The organism is Prevotella sp. C561 (assembly GCF_000224595.1).
Taxonomy (GTDB): domain Bacteria; phylum Bacteroidota; class Bacteroidia; order Bacteroidales; family Bacteroidaceae; genus Prevotella; species Prevotella jejuni.
The window spans coordinates 281,475-307,532 of sequence record NZ_JH114142.1; the positions used below are offsets into that span (position 1 = coordinate 281,475).

The 26,058-nt window shown below is 42.3% G+C and carries 18 protein-coding genes and 1 riboswitch; of the genes, 14 read left to right on the forward strand and 4 right to left on the reverse strand.

Going from position 1 to position 26,058, the window contains the following annotated elements:
* The first annotated feature begins 21 nt into the window (after positions 1 to 21).
* The 8 genes from HMPREF0666_RS05440 (at position 22) to HMPREF0666_RS05475 (ending at position 13,538) form a co-directional block, all read left to right on the forward strand.
* Positions 22 to 1,206, forward strand: coding sequence for an ATP-binding protein (locus HMPREF0666_RS05440; protein ID WP_042856055.1), 1,185 nt, complete (start codon positions 22 to 24; stop codon positions 1,204 to 1,206).
* A gap of 46 nt (positions 1,207 to 1,252) precedes the next feature.
* Positions 1,253 to 4,828 carry a pyruvate:ferredoxin (flavodoxin) oxidoreductase gene (gene nifJ, locus HMPREF0666_RS05445; RefSeq protein ID WP_009011346.1) on the forward strand — a complete coding sequence of 1,192 codons (3,576 nt, stop codon included), beginning with the start codon at positions 1,253 to 1,255 and terminating at the stop codon, positions 4,826 to 4,828.
* Positions 4,829 to 5,376: 548 nt separating this feature from the next.
* The gene (locus HMPREF0666_RS05450; RefSeq protein WP_232214061.1) at positions 5,377 to 5,793 is read left to right on the forward strand and encodes a DUF1648 domain-containing protein; all 417 of its coding nucleotides are present in this window, start codon (positions 5,377 to 5,379) and stop codon (positions 5,791 to 5,793) included.
* A gap of 52 nt (positions 5,794 to 5,845) precedes the next feature.
* Positions 5,846 to 6,466: a DUF6621 family protein gene (locus HMPREF0666_RS05455; RefSeq protein WP_009011348.1), complete on the forward strand. Its 621-nt coding sequence runs from the start codon at positions 5,846 to 5,848 to the stop codon at positions 6,464 to 6,466.
* 113 nt (positions 6,467 to 6,579) lie between these two features.
* A complete protein-coding gene (locus HMPREF0666_RS05460; RefSeq protein ID WP_042856023.1) occupies positions 6,580 to 7,818 on the forward strand; it encodes a saccharopine dehydrogenase family protein in 1,239 nt (412 codons plus the stop codon).
* Positions 7,819 to 7,822: 4 nt separating this feature from the next.
* Positions 7,823 to 8,143, forward strand: a complete 321-nt coding sequence (locus HMPREF0666_RS05465) for a TfoX/Sxy family protein (protein WP_009011350.1) — start codon at positions 7,823 to 7,825, stop codon at positions 8,141 to 8,143.
* Between the two features lie 33 nt (positions 8,144 to 8,176).
* Complete coding sequence (gene recA / locus HMPREF0666_RS05470; protein ID WP_009011351.1) at positions 8,177 to 9,196, forward strand: recombinase RecA; 1,020 nt, start codon at positions 8,177 to 8,179, stop codon at positions 9,194 to 9,196.
* Positions 9,197 to 9,785: 589 nt separating this feature from the next.
* The gene (locus tag HMPREF0666_RS05475) at positions 9,786 to 13,538 is read left to right on the forward strand and encodes a DEAD/DEAH box helicase (RefSeq protein ID WP_232214062.1); all 3,753 of its coding nucleotides are present in this window, start codon (positions 9,786 to 9,788) and stop codon (positions 13,536 to 13,538) included.
* A 177-nt stretch (positions 13,539 to 13,715) separates the two neighbouring features.
* Here the strand turns inward: HMPREF0666_RS05475 and HMPREF0666_RS05480 are convergent, their stop codons facing one another.
* The 4 genes from HMPREF0666_RS05480 to HMPREF0666_RS05495 are packed head-to-tail and all read right to left on the reverse strand — an operon-like array spanning position 13,716 to position 16,481.
* Positions 13,716 to 14,075, reverse strand: coding sequence for a GntR family transcriptional regulator (locus HMPREF0666_RS05480; RefSeq protein ID WP_009011353.1), 360 nt, complete (start codon positions 14,073 to 14,075; stop codon positions 13,716 to 13,718).
* A gap of 27 nt (positions 14,076 to 14,102) precedes the next feature.
* Positions 14,103 to 14,891, reverse strand: a complete 789-nt coding sequence (locus HMPREF0666_RS05485; protein WP_009011354.1) for a hypothetical protein — start codon at positions 14,889 to 14,891, stop codon at positions 14,103 to 14,105.
* A gap of 20 nt (positions 14,892 to 14,911) precedes the next feature.
* Complete coding sequence (locus HMPREF0666_RS05490) at positions 14,912 to 15,640, reverse strand: GIN domain-containing protein (protein ID WP_009011355.1); 729 nt, start codon at positions 15,638 to 15,640, stop codon at positions 14,912 to 14,914.
* Positions 15,641 to 15,659: 19 nt separating this feature from the next.
* Positions 15,660 to 16,481 carry an ATP-binding cassette domain-containing protein gene (locus tag HMPREF0666_RS05495; RefSeq protein ID WP_009011356.1) on the reverse strand — a complete coding sequence of 274 codons (822 nt, stop codon included), beginning with the start codon at positions 16,479 to 16,481 and terminating at the stop codon, positions 15,660 to 15,662.
* 679 nt (positions 16,482 to 17,160) lie between these two features.
* Between HMPREF0666_RS05495 and HMPREF0666_RS05505 the strand changes: the two genes are divergently transcribed.
* From HMPREF0666_RS05505 to HMPREF0666_RS05535, 6 genes are all read left to right on the forward strand, one after another.
* Positions 17,161 to 18,045 (forward strand): DNA/RNA non-specific endonuclease, encoded by an 885-nt coding sequence (locus tag HMPREF0666_RS05505; RefSeq protein ID WP_009011358.1) that lies wholly within the window; start codon positions 17,161 to 17,163, stop codon positions 18,043 to 18,045.
* 22 nt (positions 18,046 to 18,067) lie between these two features.
* Entirely contained in the window at positions 18,068 to 19,600 is a 1,533-nt protein-coding gene (locus tag HMPREF0666_RS05510) for an ATP-dependent RecD-like DNA helicase (RefSeq protein WP_009011359.1), read from the forward strand.
* A gap of 212 nt (positions 19,601 to 19,812) precedes the next feature.
* Complete coding sequence (locus tag HMPREF0666_RS05515) at positions 19,813 to 21,573, forward strand: 1-deoxy-D-xylulose-5-phosphate synthase (RefSeq protein WP_009011361.1); 1,761 nt, start codon at positions 19,813 to 19,815, stop codon at positions 21,571 to 21,573.
* Positions 21,574 to 22,392: 819 nt separating this feature from the next.
* Positions 22,393 to 22,974, forward strand: coding sequence for a hypothetical protein (locus HMPREF0666_RS05525; protein WP_009011362.1), 582 nt, complete (start codon positions 22,393 to 22,395; stop codon positions 22,972 to 22,974).
* 122 nt (positions 22,975 to 23,096) lie between these two features.
* Entirely contained in the window at positions 23,097 to 23,669 is a 573-nt protein-coding gene (locus HMPREF0666_RS05530) for a GNAT family N-acetyltransferase (RefSeq protein ID WP_009011363.1), read from the forward strand.
* A gap of 167 nt (positions 23,670 to 23,836) precedes the next feature.
* A riboswitch (cobalamin riboswitch) is annotated at positions 23,837 to 24,027 on the forward strand.
* Between the two features lie 30 nt (positions 24,028 to 24,057).
* Positions 24,058 to 26,034 carry a TonB-dependent siderophore receptor gene (locus HMPREF0666_RS05535; protein ID WP_042856026.1) on the forward strand — a complete coding sequence of 659 codons (1,977 nt, stop codon included), beginning with the start codon at positions 24,058 to 24,060 and terminating at the stop codon, positions 26,032 to 26,034.
* The last annotated feature ends 24 nt before the right edge of the window (positions 26,035 to 26,058 follow it).

The window sequence follows — 26,058 nt, forward strand, 5'->3', positions numbered from 1 at the left end:
ACATTATATAAAGAGAACAAGATGGACGCATTCTTTCGCACGCATACTTACTTGGTGGAGCACGTAAATGCCCCTGTGCGCCGTCGGCTCATGGATGAAATCGATTGGAACGACAGGCTCATTGGCATCAAAGGCACACGAGGCGTGGGTAAGACTACCTTCCTATTGCAATATGCGAAAGAGCATTATGGCTCTACTGATCGCCAATGTCTTTATGTAAACATGAACAACTTTTACTTCCAAAGTAGAGGAATAGCAGACTTTGCTGGCGAGTTCTATCGTCATGGAGGAAAAGTATTGTTAATTGATCAAGTATTCAAGCAGCCAAATTGGAGCAGTGAACTCCGTTTGTGTTATGACTCTTATCCTGAGTTGAAGATTGTCTTCACGGGGTCAAGCGTCATGAGATTGAAAGAAGAAAACCCCGAACTGAATGGCATAGTAAAGAGCTACAACCTTAGAGGATTCTCCTTCCGTGAATACTTAAACCTACAGACAGGACAACACTTTGAGCCTTACACATTACAAGACATAGTAAACAACCACGAGGAAATAACAAGACAAATACTCTCAAAGGTTAGTCCCATGAGTTTCTTTGCAGACTATATTCACCATGGTTTCTACCCTTTCTTCTTAGAGCATCGTAACTTTTCTGAGAACTTATTAAAGACTATGAACATGATGACAGAGGTCGATATCCTCCTCATCAAACAAATAGATCTGAAGTATCTCACGAAGATTAAGAAGCTATTTTATCTTCTTGCTCTGGAAGGTCCAAAGGCACCCAACATCAGTAACCTTGCTAAAGAAATCAATACAAGTCGAGCTACTGTGATGAATTACATCAAGAATCTCGCTGATGCACGACTCATAAGTCTTGTTTACCCAGTAGGTCAGGAGTTTCCAAAGAAACCTGCAAAGGTAATGCTACAGAACTCCAACTTGATATATGCCATCTATCCTATCCATCTTGATGATCAGCAACTTATGGAGACATTCTTTGTCAATGCGCTACAAGAAGTCTGCTTAGTAAACGAAAGTAATAAGCCTGGTACATATATTATCAGTCAGAAAGACAAATTTAAGGTTTGTGATACAGGAAAGAACAAGAAACGATTCAGTAACGACACAACCTATATTATATACAATACCGAAGTTGGGAAAGACAATCAAGTACCTCTTTGGCTAATGGGTTTCCTATATTAGGCAAGACCAAAAACATTATAACAATATTCATTTAATAAATTTCAAAATGGCTAAAGAAAAGAAGTTTATCACTTGTGATGGTAACGAAGCCGCTGCTCATGTGAGCTACATGTTCTCAGAGGTAGCTGCTATCTATCCTATCACTCCATCATCTCCTATGGCTGAGCACGTAGACGAGTGGTCAGCACGTGGACGTAAGAACCTTTGGGGTCAGACTGTTAGCGTACAGGAGATGCAGTCAGAGGGTGGCGCAGCTGGTGCCGTACACGGTTCTTTACAGTCTGGTGCTCTCACGACAACCTTCACCGCATCACAGGGTCTTCTATTGATGATTCCTAACATGTATAAGATTGCCGGTGAGCTTTTGCCATGTGTATTCAATGTTTCAGCACGTACACTTGCAAGCCACGCCCTTTGTATCTTCGGTGATCATCAGGACGTTATGGCTTGTCGTCAGACTGGTTTCGCATTGTTCTGCTCTGGTTCTGTACAGGAGGTAATGGACCTCTCTGCAGTTCCTCACCTTGCTTCATTGAAGACATCAGTTCCTTTCATCAATTTCTTCGACGGTTTCCGTACATCACACGAGTATCATAAGATTGAGTGTCTTGACCAGGAAGACATCCGTCCATTGGTTGACGAGGAAGATGTTAAGCGTTTCCGCGACCGTGCAATGACTCCTGAGCGCCCAGTTGTACGTGGTACTGCTGAGAACCCTGAGACTTTCTTCACACATCGTGAGGCATCTAACAGCGCATACGAAAACGTACCAGAGGTTGTTGAGCACTATCTCAACGAATTGACCAAGATTACTGGTCGTGAGCATCACCTCTTTGATTACTATGGTGCTGAGGATGCTGAGAATATCATCATCTTGATGGGTTCAGCAACTGAGGCAGCTCGTGAGGCTATCGACTACTTGATGTCTCAGGGTAAGAAGGTTGGTATGATTGCCGTTCACCTCTATCGTCCATTCTCTGTTAAGCACTTGCTCGCTGCAGTTCCTAAGTCTGTTAAGCGTATTGCAGTACTTGACCGTACAAAGGAACCAGGTGCAGAGGGTGAGCCATTGTACCTCGATGTTAAGAGTGCATTCTATGATGTTGAGAACAAGCCACTGATTGTTGGTGGTCGTTATGGTCTTGGTTCAGCTGATACAACACCAGCTAAGATCATCGCTGTTTATGATAATCTTGAATTGCCAGAGCCAAAGGATCACTTCACAGTAGGTATCGTTGATGACGTAACCTTCACTTCTCTCCCAGAGGTTGAAGAGATTCCATTAGGTGGTGAAGGCATGTTCGAGGCTAAGTTCTATGGTTTGGGTGCTGACGGTACAGTTGGTGCTAACAAGAACTCAGTAAAGATTATCGGTGATAACACTGATAAGCACTGCCAGGCTTATTTCTCTTACGACTCTAAGAAGTCAGGTGGTTTCACCTGTTCTCACCTCCGTTTCGGTGATAGCCCAATCCGTTCTACTTATCAGGTAAATACTCCTAACTTCGTTGCATGCCACGTTCAGGCTTATCTGAACATGTATGACGTAACGCGTGGATTGCGTAAGAACGGTACATTCTTGCTGAATACAATCTTTGAGGGTGATGAACTCGTACACTTTATACCTAACAAGGTAAAGCGTTACTTCGCTAAGAACAATATTACCGTTTACTATATCAACGCAACAAAGATTGCTCAGGAGATTGGACTTGGTAACCGTACCAACACCATCCTACAGTCTGCTTTCTTCCGTATCACAGAGGTTATCCCTCTCGACCTTGCCGTAGACCAGATGAAGAAGTTCATCGTTAAGAGTTATAGCAAGAAGGGTCAGGATGTTGTAGACAAGAACTTCGCTGCTGTTGACCGTGGTAACGAGTACAAACAACTGACTGTTGACCCAGCATGGGCTAACCTTCCAGACGATGAAGCTAAGGTTGACGACGCTCCAGCATTCGTTAAGGAACTCGTTCGTCCTATGAACGCACAGGCAGGTGACCTCTTGAAGGTTTCTGACTTCGTTAATCATGGCACCGTTGACGGTACATGGTCAGTTGGCACTGCTGCTTACGACAAGCGCGGTGTAGCTGCTTTTGTTCCTGCATGGGATGCTGAGAACTGTATTCAGTGTAACAAGTGTGCATTCGTTTGTCCTCATGCTTGTATCCGTCCATTCGTTTTGGATGAGGCAGAGAAGGCTGGCTTCAACGAGCCAACACTTGATATCCTTGCTCCAAAGCAGCTCAAGGGTATGCAATTCCGTATCGAAGTATCAGTTCTTGACTGTACAGGTTGTGGCAACTGTGCTGATGTCTGCCCAGGTAAGAAGGGTAACAAGGCATTGTCAATGACACAGTTTGTTGCAGGTGAAGAGGAAGCTACACGTCGTGCAGCCGACTGGAACTACCTTGTTAAGAACGTTAAGAGCAAGCAGAACTTGGTAGATATCAAGTCAAACGCTAAGAATTCTCAGTTTGCTCAGCCTTTGTTCGAGTTCTCTGGTGCATGTGCTGGTTGTGGTGAGACTCCATACGTTAAGCTCGTTTCACAGCTCTTCGGTGACCGTGAGATGATTGCTAACGCTACTGGTTGTTCTTCTATCTACTCTGCTTCAGTACCTTCTACTCCTTACACAACTAATGAGGAAGGTCACGGTCCTGCATTCAACAACTCATTGTTCGAGGACTTCTGCGAGTTCGGTATGGGTATGGCTATGGGTAACAAGAAGATGCGTGAGCGCATCGTAGTGCTCCTTAGCGGTGCTATGGATGACGAGCATGTATCTGCAGAGTTCAAGGAAGCAGCTCAAGAATGGCTTAACAACATGAACGATGCTGATGCTTCTAAGGTTGCAGCAGCTAAGTTGAAGCCATTAATCGAGGCTGGTGCAGCAAAGGGTTGCCCTGTATGTGCAGAGTTGAAGACTCTCGACCACTATCTCGTTAAGCGTAGCCAGTGGATCATCGGTGGTGATGGTGCTTCATACGATATCGGTTACGGCGGTCTCGACCATGTTATCGCTTCTGGTGAAGACGTTAATATCTTAGTACTTGATACTGAGGTTTACTCAAACACTGGTGGTCAGAGTTCTAAGTCTACTCCACTCGGTGCTATCGCTCAGTTCGCTGCTAAGGGTAAGCGTATCCGTAAGAAGGACCTCGGCTTGATGGCAACTACATACGGTTATGTTTACGTAGCTCAGGTAGCTATGGGTGCTGACAACGCACAGACCTTAAAGGCTATTCGTGAAGCTGAGGCTTACCCAGGTCCATCACTCATTATCGCTTACTCTCCATGTATCAACCATGGTTTGAAGATTAAGGGTGGTATGGGTCGCAGCCAGGCTCAGGAGGCAAACGCTGTTGCTTGTGGTTACTGGCACCTCTGGCGTTACAACCCACAGTTGGCAGAAGAAGGCAAGAACCCATTCTCTCTCGACTCTAAGGAGCCAGATTGGGACAAGTTCCAAGAGTTCCTTCACAGTGAGGTTCGCTTCCTCTCTGTCCTCAAAGCTTATCCAAACGAGGGTCAAGAGCTCTTCAAGGCTTGTGAGGATATGGCTAAGCTACGTTACAAGAGCTATGTTCGCAAGACCAAGGAAGACTGGAGTGAAGAGGCATAATCGCCTACTGCACAGACTAAATTGATATAGTTTAATCACTATATAACATACGCTAAGAGGCTTCTCCACAATGGAGAGGCCTCTTTTTTATTGTCTCTAATCATTCATCACGTTTCATATTATCAGTCCTATTACCATAGAAAGGTCTCTTACTGATTGTTTATACATATTCTCACAGCCATCGAAACAGATTACAGACCTACTCTTTATAATTGATAAAAACCATTCAGCACACCCTCAAAAGCATAACAAAATCACTATTCCTACTCAACATTTCTGAGACAAAAAAGACATCACTACGAATTATTTTCATGAAGAAAAATATTTTTTTACGTGAACATAATTCTTTTTTTCATGAAAAAAATATTTTCACTCATGAAAAGAATTTGAAGAAAGAGAATAAACAACATAAAAAGCCATCATGAATACGCTCTTAATCTATTTTGTTTAAGAGAAGAAAAAACAACATATTCGCTTTGAATTTACCATGATTATGCGTATATTTGTACATGAAGACAGTTACTCCTAACGTAGACAACAATCCGAATATGAAAAGTAAAATCTTATCATTAGCCATTATTATTGCTATTACAATAATTGCATTATATTGTATTCTGAGTGGACCAGAGACGATTATCCTACATTGGAACATTGGTGGAGAGGCAGACAGCTACGGTCCTAAGTATCTTATATTGGCACATCCTGCTATTTCAATAATCGTCTTCCTACTGATTATCAACCAAGAGAAGCACCCATACGACACAAGTCTATTGAGCGAACAAAGTCGAAGAAAGAGCAATCCAAAGGCTATCCGTACCATTATGCCCATACTAATGGTAGTTATATTGTATCTTACAGCATGTTCTGCCCAAATGCTTCCCATGTCATCAATAGTACTGTTCTCCCTTATCTTCCTTGCTATAATTATCTTTATCTATAAATCACACAAACAGATAAAGCATTAAAAACGAAGTTATTTATTTTGCATTTTGCTTGATTTAATGTATCTTTGTAGCTATGAATGCACAAGAAGCACAGAACATTAAATGGAGTGAGAATATCATCATCGTGGATGGTGATTATATAGACCATGTTGCGTTCGACCTCATTGTCAACTTTGAGCGAATGCTTAACCGTCGTATTCCAGCTACTGATTTCAGTCAGTGGGCTGTAAACATAGCCCTTGACGGACGATTGAAGCCAGGAAATCATGAGACACAAGTAGTGCTTCTACATGACAGAAAGAATCGAAAACTTGAGAACTTTGTCCCGTCTGACTATGAGAAAGAGTTGAACGGACAAGCTTTCAAAGATGTTCAACTTGGAGAATTCATTATCAATACGATTGCTACTGGTGATGAAGCAGCCGAGAAAGACTATGTTCTTCTCGACCTTCTGAAGACCATTCTTAATCATGAAGAGGTTAAGCGTATTATGATAATACCAAATGCAGAGGATGGGCATGTGATGAGTGCACTACGATCTACGCTTCGCGATGTAGATGATGAGCTAAAACATATCACGCTGTTTGCAATGCAACCACTCGAAGGAGGCAACTTCAAACAGCAAATCTTAGGCTATTCACTACTAAACGCAATGGGCATAACCTCATCAGAGATTGACCGTAAGATTAAGTAAGAAAAAAGCATAAAAACAATAATTATAAAATAAGAATTCCTAACATAACATTCCCTTTTCCCCCTCATTGGAATGGAGAGAAAGGATAATATGACAAGGAATAGGATTGAACTATGGGAAAAGTTTTAATGATTGGCGCAGGTGGTGTAGCCACTGTAGCCGCTTTTAAGATTGTCCAAAACCAGGACGTGTTTACGGAGTCCATGATTGCCAGCCGTCGTAAAGAGAAATGTGATGCGCTGGTTAAGGCTATTCATGACAAAGGCTACAAGGCTGACATCAAGACTGCACAGGTTGATGCAGACGATGTTGAACAGTTGAAGGCGCTCTTCAATTCCTTCAAACCTGAGCTGGTAATCAATCTGGCACTACCCTATCAGGACCTCACCATCATGGACGCCTGCTTAGCTTGCGGTTGCAACTATCTTGACACAGCTAACTATGAGCCAAAGGATGAGGCACACTTCGAGTATAGCTGGCAATGGGCTTATAAAGATAAGTTCGAGAAAGCAGGCTTAACAGCTATCCTCGGTTGTGGTTTCGACCCTGGTGTGTCACAAGCCTACACTGCATACGCAGTAAAGCATCACTTTGATGAGATTCACTATCTCGATATTGTTGACTGTAACGCAGGTAACCATCACAAAGCGTTTGCAACTAACTTCAACCCAGAAATCAATATCCGTGAGATTACCCAAAAGGGTCTTTACTATGAGAATGGTAAATGGATTGAGACAGAACCATTGGTAGTACATCAAGATATTACCTATCCAAATATCGGTCCACGCGACTCTTACTTGATGCACCACGAGGAGTTGGAGTCATTAGTCAAGAACTATCCGACAATTAAGCGTGCTCGCTTCTGGATGACCTTTGGTCAGCAATACCTTACTTACCTTGATTGTATTCAGAACCTTGGTATGAGTCGTATCGATGAGATTGAGTATGAAGCACCATTAGCTGACGGTTCTGGTAAGACTGCAAAGGTTAAGATTGTACCTTTACAGTTCCTGAAAGCAGTATTGCCAAACCCACAAGACCTCGGTGAGAACTATGATGGCGAGACCTCTATCGGCTGCCGTATCCGTGGTATCAAGGATGGTAAGGAACAAACTTATTACATCTATAACAACTGCAAGCATCAGGATGCCTATAATGAAACAGGTATGCAGGGCGTAAGCTATACGACTGGCGTACCAGCAATGGCTGGTGCAATGATGTTCTTCAAGGGTCTTTGGTGTAAGCCAGGTGTCTGGAATGTGGAAGACTTCGACCCAGATCCATTCTTGGAGGTTCTCAATAAACAGGGACTACCTTGGCATGAGGAGTTTGGAGGTGATTTAGAACTATAAGAAGATGGCTTGCTCTTTGGACTTTATTGAATTTGTCAGTAGTCAGATATCTGCTGCAGGGACTGTGAGATGTAGGAAGATGTTTGGTGGCTACATAGTTTATGTTGACGAAAAGCCTGTTATCATAGTTTGTGACAATATACCGTATGTCAAAGAACACGAGGCAATTAAGTCAATGATGCTATCTGCCGAACGTGGATTCCCTTATGAAGGAGCTAAGGAACACTACATCTTAGATGTGTCAAAGACCGACTTTGCTGTCAAAGTTGTTAAGGCCTTGGTAGAGGTGTTACCTTACCCAAAGAGCAGAAAGAAGAATAAATAATATTATATCAATCAGAATATAAGACAATAGTATATGGCAAAAGAAGAGACAACATCAGCAGCTGAAGGCAAGTTGAAAGCCTTGCAGGCTGCAATGTCTAAGATAGAGAAAGACTTTGGTAAAGGGTCTATCATGCGTATGGGCGATGAGCAGATAGAGCAGGTAGAGGTAATCCCAACGGGCAGTGTGGCACTTGACACGGCACTTGGTGTAGGTGGTTATCCACGTGGTAGGATTATAGAGATCTATGGTCCGGAGAGTTCTGGTAAGACAACATTGGCTATCCATGCCATTGCAGAGGCACAGAAGCAGGGTGGAATAGCAGCCTTCATTGATGCCGAACATGCATTCGATCGATTCTACGCAGAGAAGTTAGGTGTGGATATTGATAATCTTTGGATATCACAACCAGACAATGGTGAGCAGGCATTAGAGATTGCTGATCAGTTAATTCGTTCATCTGCAATTGACATTCTCGTAGTTGACTCAGTAGCAGCCTTGACCCCAAAGAAGGAGATTGAGGGTGATATGGGTGATTCTGCAGTAGGTTTACAGGCACGATTGATGAGTCAGGCGTTGCGTAAACTTACCTCAACAATCGCAAAAACCAATACTTGTTGTATCTTCATCAACCAGTTGCGTGAGAAAATCGGTATCATGTTTGGTAACCCAGAGACAACTACTGGTGGTAACGCTTTGAAGTTCTACAGTTCTGTTCGCCTTGATATCCGTCGTGTAACATCTATCAAAGATGGCGACCAAGTTATTGGTAACCAGGTTCGTGTGAAGATTGTTAAGAACAAGGTAGCACCTCCTTTCCGTAAAGCAGAGTTTGAGATCACCTTCGGTGAGGGTATATCAAAGATTGGTGAGATTGTTGACTTAGGTGTTCAATACGGCATCATCCAGAAGAGTGGTAGCTGGTTTAGCTATAACGGTACCAAACTCGCACAAGGCCGTGATGCTACCAAGGCTATGATCAAAGATAATCCAGAACTTGCAGAGGAGCTGGAAGGATTGATTAAGAACGCTATTACTGAACAAACAAAGTAATCGAAACGAATATAGTATCTTAAATGTTCTCATGCAATATGAGTTCATTTAGGATACTATAAACTTTTTATGTTCATAAGGATCTTACCATAGATTGATTATAATCATAAAGGTCTAACTGCATATAGTCCATTTACTCTCATCTAAATATAAAATACTCCACACCTGTTAGCAGGTATTATCTATCATACATATTAGGAGATTCGTCTGTATTTCCCCAACCTCTCTACTCCTCTTATGGACTAAATACGTTTATCCCCCCATCATACATCTATCTTAAAAGTATATTCATTCATTAATTAAGATTCTATTCAAAGTGACACCTTTCTCATCTCTTTCCTCTAATGAACAATCACTTCTTATGCTGATGTCCTACTTTCATCATAATGAAGTAGGAAAAACTGAGCTTAGTGTATTGGCTTCTAAAATAATGTCTCCCGCTATCTTTAAGTTAACTCTACAACAGTTACTTACTAATAATATGCTGTATGAGTCACAAGTTTCGTATAATACAAAAACTATATACGCAGATAGAAACATAATAATACCAGCCATTGTCGAACTCTTTAAGACTAAGAATAAACCTCTTTTGAAGAGTATAAGAAGTCTATTTCAGCAAAAGAAACGACTTAGCCAACTCGACCCTTTAATCAGACTCATTGTATATCTTATTGCTGAAAAGGAGCCTGAGGCAGTAAGGTATTCAGATTATAAGACAACAATAGAACTATGTTACTGTTCTTACGACATTCTTGATGATAGATTGTATAAACCATTCTTTAGCTCGCTACCAGATGATCTCTTATTGTCTATTATAGATGACAACCTGCTTAGAGCACTCTTACAAGACAAACAATTAGATTGGGATTACCTTAAAGAACTTATTATACAGGATAAGACAACTAAAAAAGGGAATATAAAGAGCTCTGAATCAATTAGAATCTTTGCCTTCTATTACTACTTAGGAACAGGTAAGCTCTGCATTGATTTACATACTTCTATAGCCAACTCCTTTACCCTCCAGATAGCTGCGATTGGTGCTTTATACAAGGACGATTACTCTTTAGCCTACAAATTATACACTAAGGCATTAGCAGCCCATAACAAGCAAACCATAATAAAAGGTACCTTCACGAACCCCATCTCAAACTATTACTTTGCCTTAGCTGCTATTTTCGTCAATACAGAATCATCCTTACAGAAGCTGAAGACTATGGCGAACAAGAAGGGGGCTTCCTTTATAAACCTGTCATCAATGATACTTTCACCATTGAGAGATTATTTCTGTGACAAAAAAGACCCACACATCAATGATATTTATTTCATGACAATACGCAACGATGCCAATACGCAGGCGGTGAGCTGGCTAACATGGATATTATATCAACGATTAGGAAAGACCCCAAAAAGTGCTGAGATACCACCAACAGCACCTAACTGGGCGTACCTACAACTTGAGACATGTTCAAAGGAGGAGGACGCTAAACCTCATCAACTGCAAGAGCTCTTCGGAGGGACATCCTTATTTAACCGACTGGAGATAAAGTCTGCTTGGCAACTTCGTCTTGAATCACTCCTTGCAGAAAACCAAACAGAGGATGTACAAGAAGGTGAAACGGAGTATAATACTAAACTTATATATATCTTACGATATGGTATCATAGTCCCAATCCTCAAACGAAAGCTAAAGAATGGAAGCTGGTCTGTGGGTAGGGAGTTATCTATTCAGGAGTTTAAGAGTCTCGATGAGCCATGCTTTGACAGTATTGATCAGAATGTCAAGACGGAAATCTCTACTTGGGAATATAGTATTTATATAGAGAAGTATTTATATCTATTTATCGATTGTGACCATATCTATATAGGCAACACCAATAATCTCATCCCTGTAGCGGTCCATTTAGACAAGCCTCATCTGATTATTAATAAACAAAAAGATGGTTCTTTTAGCGTCTCTACCAATGTAATTGAGTTAGAGAAGGGGATAAGGTCATCTTTCTTCTTTACTAAGAATACGGAGACAGACTACTCTGTTTTTACGCCTACTCAGTTTGAATACAAGACATATAAGGAGATACTTACTCAGGCAAGTTACCCCGCAGAGGCCGAGCCCTATCTTGTCAAGTTAATAACAGCTATTGGAGGTAAGACTGAGATACACTCTAATATGGTTGCAGAGCTTGACTCTATGAAGAAAGTTGACGTTTCTCCATGTATCATTCTCCGCATCGTCCCAGACAAGAACCATAACTTCTTAATGACTGCTTCTGTACGAGCTTCTGAAAGCATGCTGTTTGTTCCAGGTAAGGGTAATATCACTACAATCGCAGAAAAAGATGGACAGAAAGTACAACTGGTACGAAATTTAAAGAAAGAGCGGGAATACTTAAAGGCCATCAACGAAGGTTTGCTAGTGTCTGAGGTCCTCGAAGAAGAGGACACATGGACTCCCCAGAGTATCAACGAGCCTTTAGGTCTTTCACTTCTGTCGTTACTTCCTTTTATAGAATGGTGCAAGGAACATCAAGATATTTGTACTTTGGAATGGGCTGAAGGCTGTAAAATAAATTACCATCCCAACATTAATAGTAGTACAACACACATCTCTTTCAAAACGAAAAACGGTTGGTTTGAGGTAGAGGGTAATGTACAAATAAGCGAAGGACAAGTTATCTCTCTCCAGAAACTGCTCGAACTTATGCGGCAAAACTATAAACAGAAGTTTATTCGCATTGGTGACAATGAGTTTATCACCCTTAGTAGCCAACTTTCACGTATTCTTAAACGACTCGACACAGTGACAACAGAGAGCCGTTCACACCTACAAATGGCTCCTGCAGCTGTCTCTTTAATAGGCGATCTGTTAGATGATTCATCTTTAGATATCAAGCATAATGAAGCGATAGATGCCTTGCGTAAGCGTATTGAAACCTGCAGTAAGGAGGTGCCAGTCGTTCCCAAGACGCTACAAGCACAACTACGTGATTATCAAGAAGAAGGATTTGAATGGATGTCAAGATTGACTGCATGGGGAGCTGGTGTATGTCTTGCTGATGACATGGGATTAGGAAAGACTGTCCAGACCATTACCCTACTCCTTGAACAGAGTGCAAATGGTGCCTCACTGATAGTTGCACCAGCATCTGTTGTACCCAACTGGCGCAACGAACTTAAACGATTTGCACCGACACTGAACCTTACTGTACTCAATCAGAGCGAGGATCGCTCAAAAGATATTAAGGAAGCCAAGGCTGGTGATGTCATTATCATTACTTATGCACTATTGAATATTCAGCAGAAAGACCTCACTGCACGTGAATGGAATATAGTTTGTCTTGACGAGGCACACACCATTAAGAATGCTAACACAAAGATGTCGAAGGCAGCTATGCAGCTACAAGCACAGCGAAAGGTTATCCTTACGGGTACTCCTATTCAAAACCATTTAGCTGAGTTGTGGAACCTCTTCCAGTTTATTAACCCTGGTCTTTTGGGAAGTGCAGAGCAATTTAAGCAGAAATTCATCCTACCAATTGAAGGTGAGAACGACAAAAACAGACAAAATCAGCTGCGTCGACTGATATCTCCATTCCTGTTGCGGAGAACAAAAGCAGAAGTTATCGATGAATTACCAGCTAAGAATGAAATAAAACTACCTGTGGAGTTGTCGTCTGAAGAGATGGCTATGTATGAGATAAGACGTCGTCATGTGGAAGAGAAGGTGCTTGACAAAAAAGCTGACAAGATGATTGTATTGGCTGAAATCACCCGTTTACGCCAGATGGCATGTAGCTGTTCGTTAGTTGATAAGAAGTGGAAACTCCCAAGCAGTAAGGTTCTTGCATTCATCGACTTGGCTGAGAGCCTCAACGACAGTGGCAACCGAGCCCTCGTGTTCAGCCAATTTACCAGTTTCTTCGAGGAGATAAAGAAGGCTATGGACAATGCTAAACTTCCTTATCTCTACCTTGACGGAAGCACACCGATGGCTATGCGCGAGAAGTTAGTCAAGGAGTTTCAGTCAGGGAAGTGTCCTTTCTTCCTCATTAGTCTGAAGGCTGGAGGATTGGGACTCAACCTTACGGGTGCAAACTATGTCATCCATCTTGATCCATGGTGGAATCCTGCCATCGAGCAGCAGGCTACCGACCGTGCTTATCGAATAGGACAACAACAGGACGTAACAGTCTATCATTTGATTAGTCAGCACACCATTGAGGAGAAGATACTACGTCTACATAAGACAAAGCGTAACCTTTCTGACTCTCTTCTTGAGGGTTCTGACATCTCTCATGCACTGACACAGGAAGAACTACTCGAAATGCTGCAAGACAACCGATAACAGAATTGAGTCTTCCTCATGACATATATAAAATAGGCAAACCAGGAACTTATAATCAATACATTCCTGTTTTGCCTATTTTAATTGGTATAATAAAACACTGACGTTTAGCTTCTTCGGTAAATCTCTATCCGTAGTACGCTTTTGTAAGTGCCTTCATTTGGGAAAGAACAATTACTACTGCTGCGCAATAGTCCATTCCTTTTCAACATCTTTTATAGTAATTCCTAACAGTTTCATCTCTCGGAAAATGGAAGGGAGCGATTGTGTGAGGAATGTTTTACGTCGAGTACTCATGATTTGTTCACGTGCACCAGCCGAGACAAAGTACCCCAGTCCACGCCTGTTGTATATTATCTCCTCACGAGAGAGTAGCTCGTAGGCCTTCACTGCAGTGTTCGTATTCACCTGCAGCATAACGGCATACTCCCGGACAGACGGTATTCTGTCGTCAGCTTTATAGGTCCCAGCTATGATCTCATCGCAAAGGCGGTCTGCCATTTGCTCATAAATAGCCTTGTTATTATCGAAGTTCATAAGCCTTACTATTTAATCCACGCCTTGTTAAATATTTCTCCATCGGTTGTTAATAACCTGCAGACGTGTGTAAATCTTATAGGAAGACCAGAACATCAATAGGCTTACTCCAATCGAGATAAGAGAAGCATAAGGATTCTCTATAAAAACAACCTCATAGTCTGTACTTTCGTAAAGGAATATCTTTAAAAGGAAGAAACCTATTATAGAAAGAATAATCACAGTTAAATAACTAACTGTCGTCTTCAGCCAAGCTAACTTGCGGAAAAGTAAACCTCCAAAGATAGCAATTGAATAACTCATAAGTGTTGACAGAACCTTATCCCATAGGAGCGAATCTCCTATAGACGAATTGCTGTCAAAGTAGGCTACAACCATAGAAAAACTTTCTTCGGGTGCAATAAGCATTGAAATCAACAGCTGTAATCCATCTGCAACAATAAAAGCAGCACAAATAGTTAAAGGATAAATCACTGCAACCAATAGCACACGTGCAACAAACTTCTCAAGATTAGTAGCTGGCAGCATCAATTCATTGATACGTTGCTGACGCCCTTCAAGGTCTTGAATGAAAAATGTACCTAATACGAAGAAGACAATTGGAGAAAAAATCCCAATAAAATCTACAACTTCTGAAACGAATGACTTGTAACCTATATCATCCATAGACTTTCCAGAAAACATAGGTGTAGTGAACTTTGCAAGAACTAAGAATATGATAAGAAAAGTAATAAAGATTACACTTCTCTTGCGCTGACTTATCACCGAGAGTCTGCTCATTACCTTACCGAAACGGTCTAAATCAAACTTTGTCATAATTTATATCCTCCTCAATTCTATTTTATTCTTGTTGTTTTATCTTTAATAACGGCTCCCTTCTCTGTAACCATGGTCAAGGGTAAGCACGTTGTTCCCGTAGTATTGATCTTTGGTTCACCCTTCGCAGAGATAATTGCCGTATCAGTTCGATAGAAATTTACACCTAAGCCTACTTCTCCATAGGTATCAAAGATTACCTTTTTAGCAGTTAGGCTTTTAACATCAATAGCCCCCAAACCATTCATAGAGACTTCCAACTGATTGATATTCATCTTATTTATCTTCAGATTACCACCTAAAGGAGCATCAATGCTGAGCTTATCAAGTTTAAAAGAATCTGAAAGAATAACAGTAGCAGAATTGTTCCAACTTAGCTTTGAGAGTGTTGGCGTAGTGATATAAATAACAATACTTTGCGTTACCCTATCTGAAGGTTTCAAATCAAAAAAGCCTATATGCTGAATCAGGTTTTTCATGTCAATTACCAGTCTATTCTGTTTATTGACAAAACTTAATACATCAAGTCGCTCCTCCTCCCCTTTAAACTTTAAACTATACTTCTTACCTTGTGATATATAAACAGTACCAGCTCCACGGATGTCTATCGTGTCAAACGAATCAACAGAGGCCTCCTCTGTCACCATCTTTCCGTAGTCAATTTTTCGGATGTAGCAAGAATTTAAAGCAAGTAAGCAAGCTACAGAGATTAGGCTGATATTAATGATTTTTGCAAATGTCGTCTTCATAATTCTCTTCCTCCTCGTTTTATTTAAGTTTACCTGTTGTTGCAGCATTAAACAACAATTCAAGATTGATCGTAGTCTCGTTGTCACCCGTCTGACGTCGTGCAATCACGTTGTTGCCTTGAATGGATGGCTCTGCATAGAGTACGCTGTCGTCCATCTCGTTAGGTTGACGAATACCGAAGGTGTAATCATTTGTTATATCCTCAGTTGATGCGTTCACAATCACTTGTGAATTGTCAAGAATGATGATATGATCAAGCAGCTGCTCAACATCATGCACCTGATGGGTAGAGATAATCAACGACGAATCTTCTGCCATATTCCCAGCAATAACCTTACGGAAAAGAGCCTTTGAAGGAATGTCGAGCCCGTTAGTTGGCTCGTCCATCAATAGTAGATGACAACCAGTAGCAAGTGCAAAGCTCATATACACCTTCTTTTTCTGTCCCATAGAGAGTTGCTTAAAGTCGACATCTAAGGACATCTCAAAGTCGGTCAGACACTTTTCAAGAACCTCCTCGCTAAATCGAGGGTAGAAGTCTTCGTGAATCTTAGCGTACTTACTGAGTGGCATATTAGGCAAATCATACTCCTCAGGCACAATATACAGTTCCTCTAACATCTCTGGGTAACGACTTGAAGCAGTATAACCATCAACCAAAACACTACCCTTTTGCGGTCGTAGAAGGCCAGCAATGAGGTAAAGCAGTGTACTCTTTCCCATACCGTTCCTGCCTAAAAGACCATAAATTCGGTTCTCTTTGAGTTGTAGACTCAGTCCCTCAAACACATTGTGCTTGCTTTTAGGATAACTGAAAGTCAGTTCATTAACTTGAATCATAAGGCTTTCTTTCTTTTATTAGATTGTTTTATATAACGTCATTTATTACTTGCTTATTTATTAGTAACAGTGTACTACCATAATAGTACACTGCAAATGTAATATTAAAAATCATTACTTGCAAGCATTTCAGCAATAATTTTACAACTTAATGATTAATTTCTTTTATCTTTAGTCTCATGGACTATCACCCCCTTCAGCGTTTTCCTTTCTGAAGAAGACCATTTGTATATAAGGTATATACGCAATAAAGAAAAGGATAAGAGAAAGAAACTCGTACTGCACTTTCCCTCCTCCGCCTTCCTTTCACACTTAATAGGACAAAAGAACTTGTCCTTTATCAGTACTGGGAAAGCTAAAAGCATACAGAAAAACAAATGTTTACGCTACAAAAAGTCGCTGTTATATCACCCTAAACAACGGATAAGACCAATAAAAGATAGCCCTCTAATAAACTTCTTTGATGAAAAACACCTATTAAGTAATAAGAAAATAGTAACTTTGTAAACACATGTAATTTATTATAAACAAGAAGACTTAACAGGTACATATAGCCCTTCTTTTCTATTCTTAACCAACCATTTGAGGCAGAAAGCTATTCTCACCTCATTAGGAAAAGGATTGAATAAGGAGCTGCCCCACCTTATTATAAATAGCATTAAAACCAACATACCAATCAATGAACCATATATTCTTAAAAACCATCATACTTTCTCTGTCCTTAGTAGCCGTTGCATGTCAAGGAGAGAAACGAAGAGGAGACTTGTCAACATTAGACAAACCCTTTGTAGAGTCATATAACAACGAAAGAGCAGACGCTCCCAACACATCAGATGAGGACCCAAATACCAATCAAAGAAAGACGCTTAAAGTAAAACAAGGCTTAGAGATTCCTATCGGCAAAGCCAATGTCCCGTCCCTTTTACTTTATCGCGAAGGTTATACAACTTCATATAATGCTGATACACGTACACCTAATTGGGTGGCATGGCACCTCACAGCAGCTCACACTAATGGTCCTGCTAAGCGCAAGGGTATCACCTTCCAAGCAGATGAAGACGTACCAGAACCACGTGTCGACACCTACGATTATATGCGTTCTGGCTACGACCGAGGTCACATGTGTCCTGCTGCTGACAACCATTGGAGCCAGAGAGCAATGGAACAAAGCTTCCTCATGACCAATGTGTGTCCACAGAACCCAGCCTTAAACAGTGGTCTGTGGAACTCAATAGAGAATCAATGCCGCACATGGGCAGAAGAGTATGGCGACGTATATATTGTCTGTGGACCTATTTATCTCAATCAAAAGCATAAGACAATAGGTAAGAATAAGGTGCAAGTGCCCGAAGCCTTCTTCAAAGTTATCCTCCGTCTGAAAGACGAACCGAAGGCTATTGGCTTTATCTGTAGGAATGTCTCAGCCAAAGGACATAAGAAGACTGACTACGTCAACACTGTCGATGAGGTAGAACGTATCACTGGTATGGACTTCTTCTCACAACTTCCTGACAACATCGAACGACAGATAGAAGGTAAAGCAGACATTAAAGATTGGAATTAATGAGGGTAAAAGACATTAAGCAATGATAATTGATGAACTGAAATATAGGATATTACAGAACTTTGGCTTTGAACCAACAACCGACCAAACACATGCTATTGAGGTCTTTACACACTTTATGACCGACCGTGACGAGCGTGTTGTAATGATTCTCAGAGGTAGTGCCGGAACAGGTAAAACGTCCTTAGCGGGTGCGATTGTACGTACACTGCAGCAATTACAACAGAAGGTAACACTCTTAGCACCGACGGGTCGTGCTGCTAAGGTGTTCTCGTTAAATGCCAACCAACCCGCTGCAACCATCCATCGCACCATCTATCGTGAGAAAGCCTTTACCGGATTAGATGGAAAGTTCAATCTAAATGTCAACCTCTTCCGCGACCGCTTGTTTATGGTCGATGAGGCTTCGATGATTAGTTTATCGTCTAACAACACCACCTTCGGCAGTGGTTGCTTACTTGACGACCTTATTCAATATGTTTATAACGACCGAAACTGTCGCATGCTGCTTGTTGGAGACAAGGCACAGCTCCCTCCTGTAGGTGAAGAAGAGAGCCCTGCTCTGCGTGCCGATGTTCTTCGCGCCTACGGTCTGACAGTCTATGAATGCGACTTAAACGAGGTTCTTCGTCAGAGTCAAGACTCTGGCATTCTCTATAATGCCACCGTTATTCGTCAAATGATAACCCATGATGAGGTAACGCAACTACCAAAGATTCGTTTCAAGGGCTTTGCTGACATCTCCATCGTACCAGGTGATGAACTTATCGAACGACTGGCTTCCAGCTATTCCGAGGTGGGAATCGATGAGACTATGGTCATCACACGCTCCAACAAACGTGCTAATGTATTCAATCAAGGTATTCGAAACATGGTTCTTGGACGTGAGGAAGAACTGACAACAGGCGACATGTTGATGGTCGTGAAGAATAAGTATAAGAACAGCCCACCCCCATCACCTTCTCTCAATGGCAGCCTCAACAATGCTACAAATAATGTAAACAGCGTTACTACACAAGCGACAAGACAGGTTACGCAACTCCCTTCAGGAGGTGGAAAGGAGATAGAAAAACCCGTACTAACCTTCATTGCCAACGGCGACCGCGCTGTTGTGCGTCGTGTTCGCAATGTCCGCGAGTTCTATGGGTTCCGCTTTGCCGATGTATCACTGGAGTTTCCCGACTATAATAACGCTGAAGAGGAGATGACAGTTATCCTTGATGCACTGATGACGGAAGCCCCTGCCTTGACTCAAGAGCAGAACGAACAACTCTTCCAACATGTGTTGGAGGATTATGAAGACATCCCTCTAAAGGCAGACCGCATGAAAAAGGTGCGTGAAGATGAGTATTATAATGCCTTACAGGTAAAGTTCGGTTATGCTATCACCTGTCACAAAGCACAAGGCGGACAGTGGGCACACATCTATCTTGACCAAGGATACATGACAGACGAGATGCTCACACCCGATTACATCCATTGGCTTTACACCGCTTTCACTCGTGCTACTGAACATCTCTACCTTGTCAACTGGCCCAAAACACAAGTAGAATAAGTGATTGTAGCCGAAAATACAACTCCATTACAGGGATAACAAACTTTTCCACAAGACCTAAATAGAACAAAAGGAACGCAATACAAAGATACAATCAATTGATAAAAAGATAAAAATAATTGTTTTATAAATAGTTTAGGTAATGGATACTCAACAGAAATTAAGTACATTTGCCAATCAAATAAGATATGTATTCACATTAAATAGAGAAGATGTATATAGAGAAGATTAAATCTCCAGCCGAGTTAAAGCAGCTGAATATTGAGGCATTAAAGGTTGTTGCTGATGAGACCCGTCAAGCAGTATTAAATCGTGTAAGCAAGCATGGCGGACACGTTGGACCTAACCTCGGCTTTGTAGAGGCAACTGTTGCCCTCCACTATGTCTTTGACACGCCTAAAGACAAGTTGGTTTTTGACGTGAGCCACCAAAGTTATCCACACAAGGTATTAACAGGACGTGCTTCAGGGTTCCTTGGTAACGTCGACGAAATGAATGCTATTAGTGGCTATTCTTCACCAACGGAGTGTCCTGAATATGACAATTTCGAAGTTGGACACACCTCTACTTCCGTGAGTCTTGCCACTGGTCTGCAGAAAGCCCGTGATATAAAAGGGACGAAAGAGAATATTATAGCTGTCATTGGTGACGGTTCTCTCTCTGGTGGCGAGGCTTTTGAAGGCTTTGACGAGGCTTCCGAACTCGGCACAGGTATTCTTATCGTCGTGAATGACAACGAGATGTCTATCGCTGAGCCACACGGAGGTATCTACAAAAACCTACGTGACTTACGTGAAAGCAATGGCCAGTGCAACCACAACTGGTTTAAGGCTTGGGGCTTCGAGTATAAGTACTTAGAGGAAGGCAACGACGTAGAAAAACTCATCGAGGTGTTCCGCAGCGTGAAAGATACGAACAAGCCGACCGTAGTTCATATCCAGACCGAGAAAGGACATGGCTTTACACCAGCCGTTGAGAATAAGGAAGCATGGCATTATGGTATGCCTTTCAATAAGGAAGATGGCAGCAGACCAGAGCGTCCAACTACTGAATCCTACGAGCAACTACTTAGTGATTGGCTGTTGAAAGAGATGAAGCAAGACAAAACACTCGTCGCTGTGACAGCTGGTACACCTTCTGCAGCAGGTTTCACACCAGAGAAACGTAAAGAAGCTGGCGCACAACATGTTGACGTAGGTATTGCAGAAGAACAGGCTGTAGCGATGATTTCTGGTATGGCAAAGGGAGGATTGCGACCTGTATGGACTGTTTTCAGTACCTTTATCCAGCGTACCTACGACCAAATAGCACAGGATCTCTGTATCAACGCTAATCCAGCTGTTATCAATGTGACATGGGGCGGCACTGCTTCCATGAATGACATCACCCACATCTGTCTCTTTGATATACCAATGTTATGCAGTATTCCGGGGCTTATCTACCTTGCTCCAACAACATGTGAAGAGTATTTTGCAATGCTACGTTGGGCTATCCTGCAAGATAAGAAGCCTATTGCTATCCGCATACCAAGCAATGGTGTGCATCACACTACGGAGACTGTTGACAGAGAATATGCTTACGAAGCAAAATACAAAGTGACACAGAAGGGTGAAAAGGTTGCTATTATCGCTGCCGGTTCCTTCTATCAAAAGGGTGAAAATGTTGCTCGTTTACTTGCTGAGAAGGGAATAAAGGCAACACTCATCAACCCTCGTTACTTGAATGAAGTTGACCGAGAGACGCTCGACTCACTGAAGGGAGGCCACGATTTGGTAGTCACATTAGAAGATGGTAGTAAAGATGGAGGCTTCGGAGAACGTATCGCTGCCTACTACGGGACATCAGAGATGAAGGTGCTCGTGGGAGGTATAAAGAAAGACCTCTATGACCGCTTCGACCTTCAACAGCTTCTTTCAGACAACCGTTTACTTGATGAACAGATTGTTGAAGACGTGATAGACATCCTATCTTAACCTTTTGCGGATGAATAAGGATGTCGATGGGAACGGCGTGAGATTAATCATCTCTCACGAATACCACAAACGAAACAGAGCATTTTTGCACACGTGAAGAGTCTTCAAAAGGGCTTCTACCGACAGATATCACAGAGTACTATCGCTGACACCGGCTATAAGCTCTGTGATATCTTGCGTTTAAACAATTCCTCAGCGGGCTCTCTCTCTGTGGAGAAATTGATATCTCTTTGTGAGATACAAAACCCACAACACCCCTACAATGATATTGATAGAGACCAAAGGAAGGCTAAATATACAGATAGAAGTTGTAAGGATATTTCATCAAACTCCTGTCTCTCCATTCGAAGAAAGGCCGAGGAAGAAGCAAGAAGACGCCTTTCAACGTTCAAGAACATGCCCTTCTTGCATGTTGAAGACGCCCTTCTTGAAGCAAGAAGGGCGTCTTTTTCGGCATTATACGTAACATTTTGATTTACTATAAGTTACGAACTTACTTTTAAGCAGAGCTACATTCCTTTCGTGAGGATATTCATCTCGCACTTATGTAATGATTTTTTACCACGTTGCAAATTCCTCCGAAGTATTGGAAAAGGGTAAGACGAAGATCGTTATTGCCCGTTAAGGAGAGCGTCTAACATCATCGACAAGCAACGAATCACAGGTTAAACCCACGTTGAAAGACCATTATCTCTGAGTCAATCAACTTTACATTTTTATAGTTAAAACATTCTAAAAAGGCAACAACTAACAAGAATAATACTTATCTTTGAGGACATTTATAGATTAAGTCTTTAATTCATTTAAACTAAGAAAATTATGAAGAAAGTATTTCTTATGGCTCTTGCTGTAGCAGCAATGACTATTTCAAGTTGTAACAACGGTAAAACTAATGCTCCAAAGGCTAATGCAGACTCAGACACAACAGAGTCTGTTGCTCCTGACTCAGCAACAGCAGCAGCAGCTCCTACCGATGCTGACCAGCTCATCAACCAACTCAACGAGAAGATAAAGGCTAAGGATGAGAAGGGTGTTGCCGCTTTATTGACCACAGCTCAGACTAAGATGGCTGAGTTGGCACAGAAGGATCCAAAGCAGGCACAGGAGTATATCGGAAAGATTCAGCAGTGGATGCAGAGTAATTCAAAGAACATTCAAGAGGCTTTGAAGGCTTCTGGCAATGAAGCAGCTGCTGAGGCTGTTGGCAAGGCAGTTGACGCAGCATCAAAGCAGGACCCAAAGGACGTTACAGAAAGTCTACAGAAGGCAAAGGATGCAGTAAAGAATGCAACACCTGAACAGATTGAAGCTGCTAAGAAGGCTGCTAAGGAAGCTGCCGAAAAGATGCAGGGTAAGTCTGGTGAGGCTGCTAAGAAGGCTATGAAAGATTTAGGTCTTTAATCCTATTTCACCCCACCCCTTCCTCGCTTAGGAGGTGGTGGGGAGTTTATTCAAACCTTATATCATACGAATTCCACCCACGAGAAACACGCTATCTCAAATAGTTTTCGTATCTTCGCAATATGATTAGAATTGAAGATGCACAAAAAGAACAGGCTGAAGTAATAGCCCGACTGATAATGGAAGCGATGAACCACGACTGTTGTCAGTGGTTTGCAGGACCAGACCATAGCTTAGAAGAGTTCCATCAGCTTATAACATCGTTAGTAGAACGGGATGATTCGCAATACTCCTATCTCAACACATTGGTTGCACTAACAGCACATAACGAGATTGCGGGTATCTGTGTCAGTTATGATGGTGCGAGACTTCCGAAGCTGAGACAAGCCTTCATCGAAGGAGCCCTCAAGGCTTTCGGTCGCAATTACGGTGATATGGATGACGAGACATCGGCTGGCGAACTGTATATCGATTCGCTCTGTGTAGACAAAAAGTTCCGTGGGAAAGGGATTGCAAAGCTACTTCTTGAGGCAACAATAGAGAAAGGAAGGAAGATGAACCTCCCTACTGGTCTACTCGTCGACACTGGTAATCCTTCTGCCGAACGACTTTATCACCGCATAGGCTTCGTTTATGTAGACGATAACCAATGGGGTGGACATCAGATGAAACACCTTCAAAAACACCTTGATTGAGGTTGAACTTTGAGATAGGACAGCTTTTATCGGTTCAAAAGAACATTATCTATGAAACGATAGGACTGCTTATAGAATTACAGTCTATCCTCTCACTATGACAACATTCCTGTGAGACGATAGACAGAAAAGCATACCTTTATTTGTTAATCTCCACCCTTTATCGTATCTTTGTAGGCGCAATAGGTTCATTATAAGCATGATTAAAAAGGGAAAGCGGTGAGATTCCGCTACTGTCCCGCAGCTGTAAGTTGTCTGTCACAGGTAAACATAAGCCACTGATAACAAATGATTGGGAAGGCGTTTACCTTCTTTTGGATAACAAGTCAGAAGACCTGCCATTGCAAGTCATTGCATCTCTCGAGGAAGGGCACTGCATAGAACCATTATGATACATTATAAGAAGATGAGGCAACTGGCTTCTTTCTTACTGTTGTTATGCCCTTTGAGTATGACAGCACAAACCGTAACCAATGACTCCACACAGACGATAGAGGAGGTGGTGGTTAAAGGCTTCCGTATTCCTGGGAATGTATTGGCAAGTACACCGATACAGACTCTGTCACACACGGATATGGAGCGTCTCGGCATACACGATATGGGCGATGCGCTGAAACGATTTGCTGGTGTACAGGTGAAGGACTATGGCGGTGTAGGCGGTATGAAGACTGTCAATATTCGAGGCTTAGGGGCTGGGCACACGGGTGTTACGTATGACGGAGTACAGGTGGGCGACTGCCAGAGTGGACAGGTAGATCTCTCTCGCTTCACGCTTGACAACGTCTCACTCGTCAGTTTGCAGATTGGACAAGAAGACAATATCTATCAGAGTGCAAAGGCTTATACCTCGGCAGGACTCATCAATATCAGTACGTTACAAGGCATATCCGATCGCAAGCCACACCTCACAACAACACTGCGCACGGGTAGCTATGGGCTCTTTTCGCCCTCCCTACTCTATCATCAACAGCTCTCACGTTTGGCGATTGGCGCATACACGAGCTACGAAAGGGCTGACGGAGTTTACTGGTTCACGCTAAAGAATGGTATCAAGACCATCCATGAGCGTAGAAATAACAGTGACATACAGACGTGGCGAGGCGAACTGAACATGAGCTATCAGCTCACGGATAAGCAGACATTGCAGTGGAAAGCTTACGGCTTCACGTCAAACAGAGGATTGCCAGGGGCTGTCATCTATGACAACACATATTCGGCAGAACGGCTGAGAGATAAGAATGTCTTTACACAAATGCTCTATGAGAACCTATTTAGCAATCGTATCAAGATGAAAGCGGCTGCAAAATGGAACTATTCATGGTCACGCTACTCTGATATACCTGCCAGTGGATACAAAGAAGATACCTATCGACAGAACGAGACTTACCTAACAGCAACGCTGTGGACAAATCCTTTGCAGGGATTAAACCTTTCTTTCGCACAGGATTATGCGCACAACCATCTATCCATGACACTGCCGAAAGCTGCTAACCCAACCCGCAACTCGCTGTGGACAGCCTTAGCAGCCAACTATCAGATAGGTTCTTTCAGTATCAATGCATCTCTTCTCGCAACGAATATCTACGAACGTGTAAAACAAGGGAACGCTTCGAACGGATTTCACAGACTGTCGCCTGCCTTCAGTATGCAGTGGCGTTGCCTGCAAGACTTCCGCCTCCGCTTTGGATATAAGGACATTTTCCGTACTCCAACACTCAATGAACTATATTATACAGGTATCGGCAACCGCCATCTAAACCCTGAGAAATCACGCATGTGGAACCTTGGTACGACTTACTCGCACACCTTTAATCGTACACTCCAGCTTTCCTTGACCGCTGATGGGTATTTCGGCAACGTCACCGATAAGATTATTGCGGTGCCAAAGATGTTCTATTGGCAGATGATGAACGCTGGGAAGGTGCGCCAATTAGGGCTGGATGTATCAGCAAACATTGAGAAGAGATGGGGTAATGATTGGTCCGTGAGTGCGACAGGTAGCTATAGTCTGATGAAGGCAACGGACATCAGCGACCCTACAGCTGTCTATTATCGTAATCAGATAGCCTATACCCCATGCCATTCGGGTTCAGCAAGTATCTTATTACATACTCCTTGGCTCGACTTCTGTTATAATGTCTTAGTGATGGGAGAGCGATACACGTTGAGTTATAACATTCCAGACAATCGTATGAGACCATTTGCTGACCATAGCATAACGCTCTCTCGGGAGTTCAACATCAATAAGCAGCAATTACGAGTACAGTTTGATGTGCGCAACCTCGGCAATAAGAACTATGAGGTCGTTCGCTTCTATCCAATGCCAGGCACCAACTGGCGACTGTCTGTAAGCTGGGTTCTTTGAGCAAGAATATAATCACAATAAAAG

Bases quoted from the DNA above. Each gene is read 5' to 3' on its own strand.
- HMPREF0666_RS05440 (WP_042856055.1), top strand. From the start codon at position 22: ATGGACGCATTCTTTCGCACGCATACTTACTTGGTGGAGCACGTAAAT.
- nifJ (WP_009011346.1), top strand. From the start codon at position 1,253: ATGGCTAAAGAAAAGAAGTTTATCACTTGTGATGGTAACGAAGCCGCT.
- HMPREF0666_RS05450 (WP_232214061.1), top strand. From the start codon at position 5,377: ATGAAAAGTAAAATCTTATCATTAGCCATTATTATTGCTATTACAATA.
- HMPREF0666_RS05455 (WP_009011348.1), top strand. From the start codon at position 5,846: ATGAATGCACAAGAAGCACAGAACATTAAATGGAGTGAGAATATCATC.
- HMPREF0666_RS05460 (WP_042856023.1), top strand. From the start codon at position 6,580: ATGGGAAAAGTTTTAATGATTGGCGCAGGTGGTGTAGCCACTGTAGCC.
- HMPREF0666_RS05465 (WP_009011350.1), top strand. From the start codon at position 7,823: ATGGCTTGCTCTTTGGACTTTATTGAATTTGTCAGTAGTCAGATATCT.
- recA (WP_009011351.1), top strand. From the start codon at position 8,177: ATGGCAAAAGAAGAGACAACATCAGCAGCTGAAGGCAAGTTGAAAGCC.
- HMPREF0666_RS05480 (WP_009011353.1), bottom strand. From the start codon at position 14,075: ATGAACTTCGATAATAACAAGGCTATTTATGAGCAAATGGCAGACCGC.
- HMPREF0666_RS05485 (WP_009011354.1), bottom strand. From the start codon at position 14,891: ATGACAAAGTTTGATTTAGACCGTTTCGGTAAGGTAATGAGCAGACTC.
- HMPREF0666_RS05490 (WP_009011355.1), bottom strand. From the start codon at position 15,640: ATGAAGACGACATTTGCAAAAATCATTAATATCAGCCTAATCTCTGTA.
- HMPREF0666_RS05495 (WP_009011356.1), bottom strand. From the start codon at position 16,481: ATGATTCAAGTTAATGAACTGACTTTCAGTTATCCTAAAAGCAAGCAC.
- HMPREF0666_RS05505 (WP_009011358.1), top strand. From the start codon at position 17,161: ATGAACCATATATTCTTAAAAACCATCATACTTTCTCTGTCCTTAGTA.
- HMPREF0666_RS05510 (WP_009011359.1), top strand. From the start codon at position 18,068: ATGATAATTGATGAACTGAAATATAGGATATTACAGAACTTTGGCTTT.
- HMPREF0666_RS05515 (WP_009011361.1), top strand. From the start codon at position 19,813: ATGTATATAGAGAAGATTAAATCTCCAGCCGAGTTAAAGCAGCTGAAT.
- HMPREF0666_RS05525 (WP_009011362.1), top strand. From the start codon at position 22,393: ATGAAGAAAGTATTTCTTATGGCTCTTGCTGTAGCAGCAATGACTATT.
- HMPREF0666_RS05530 (WP_009011363.1), top strand. From the start codon at position 23,097: ATGATTAGAATTGAAGATGCACAAAAAGAACAGGCTGAAGTAATAGCC.
- HMPREF0666_RS05535 (WP_042856026.1), top strand. From the start codon at position 24,058: ATGATACATTATAAGAAGATGAGGCAACTGGCTTCTTTCTTACTGTTG.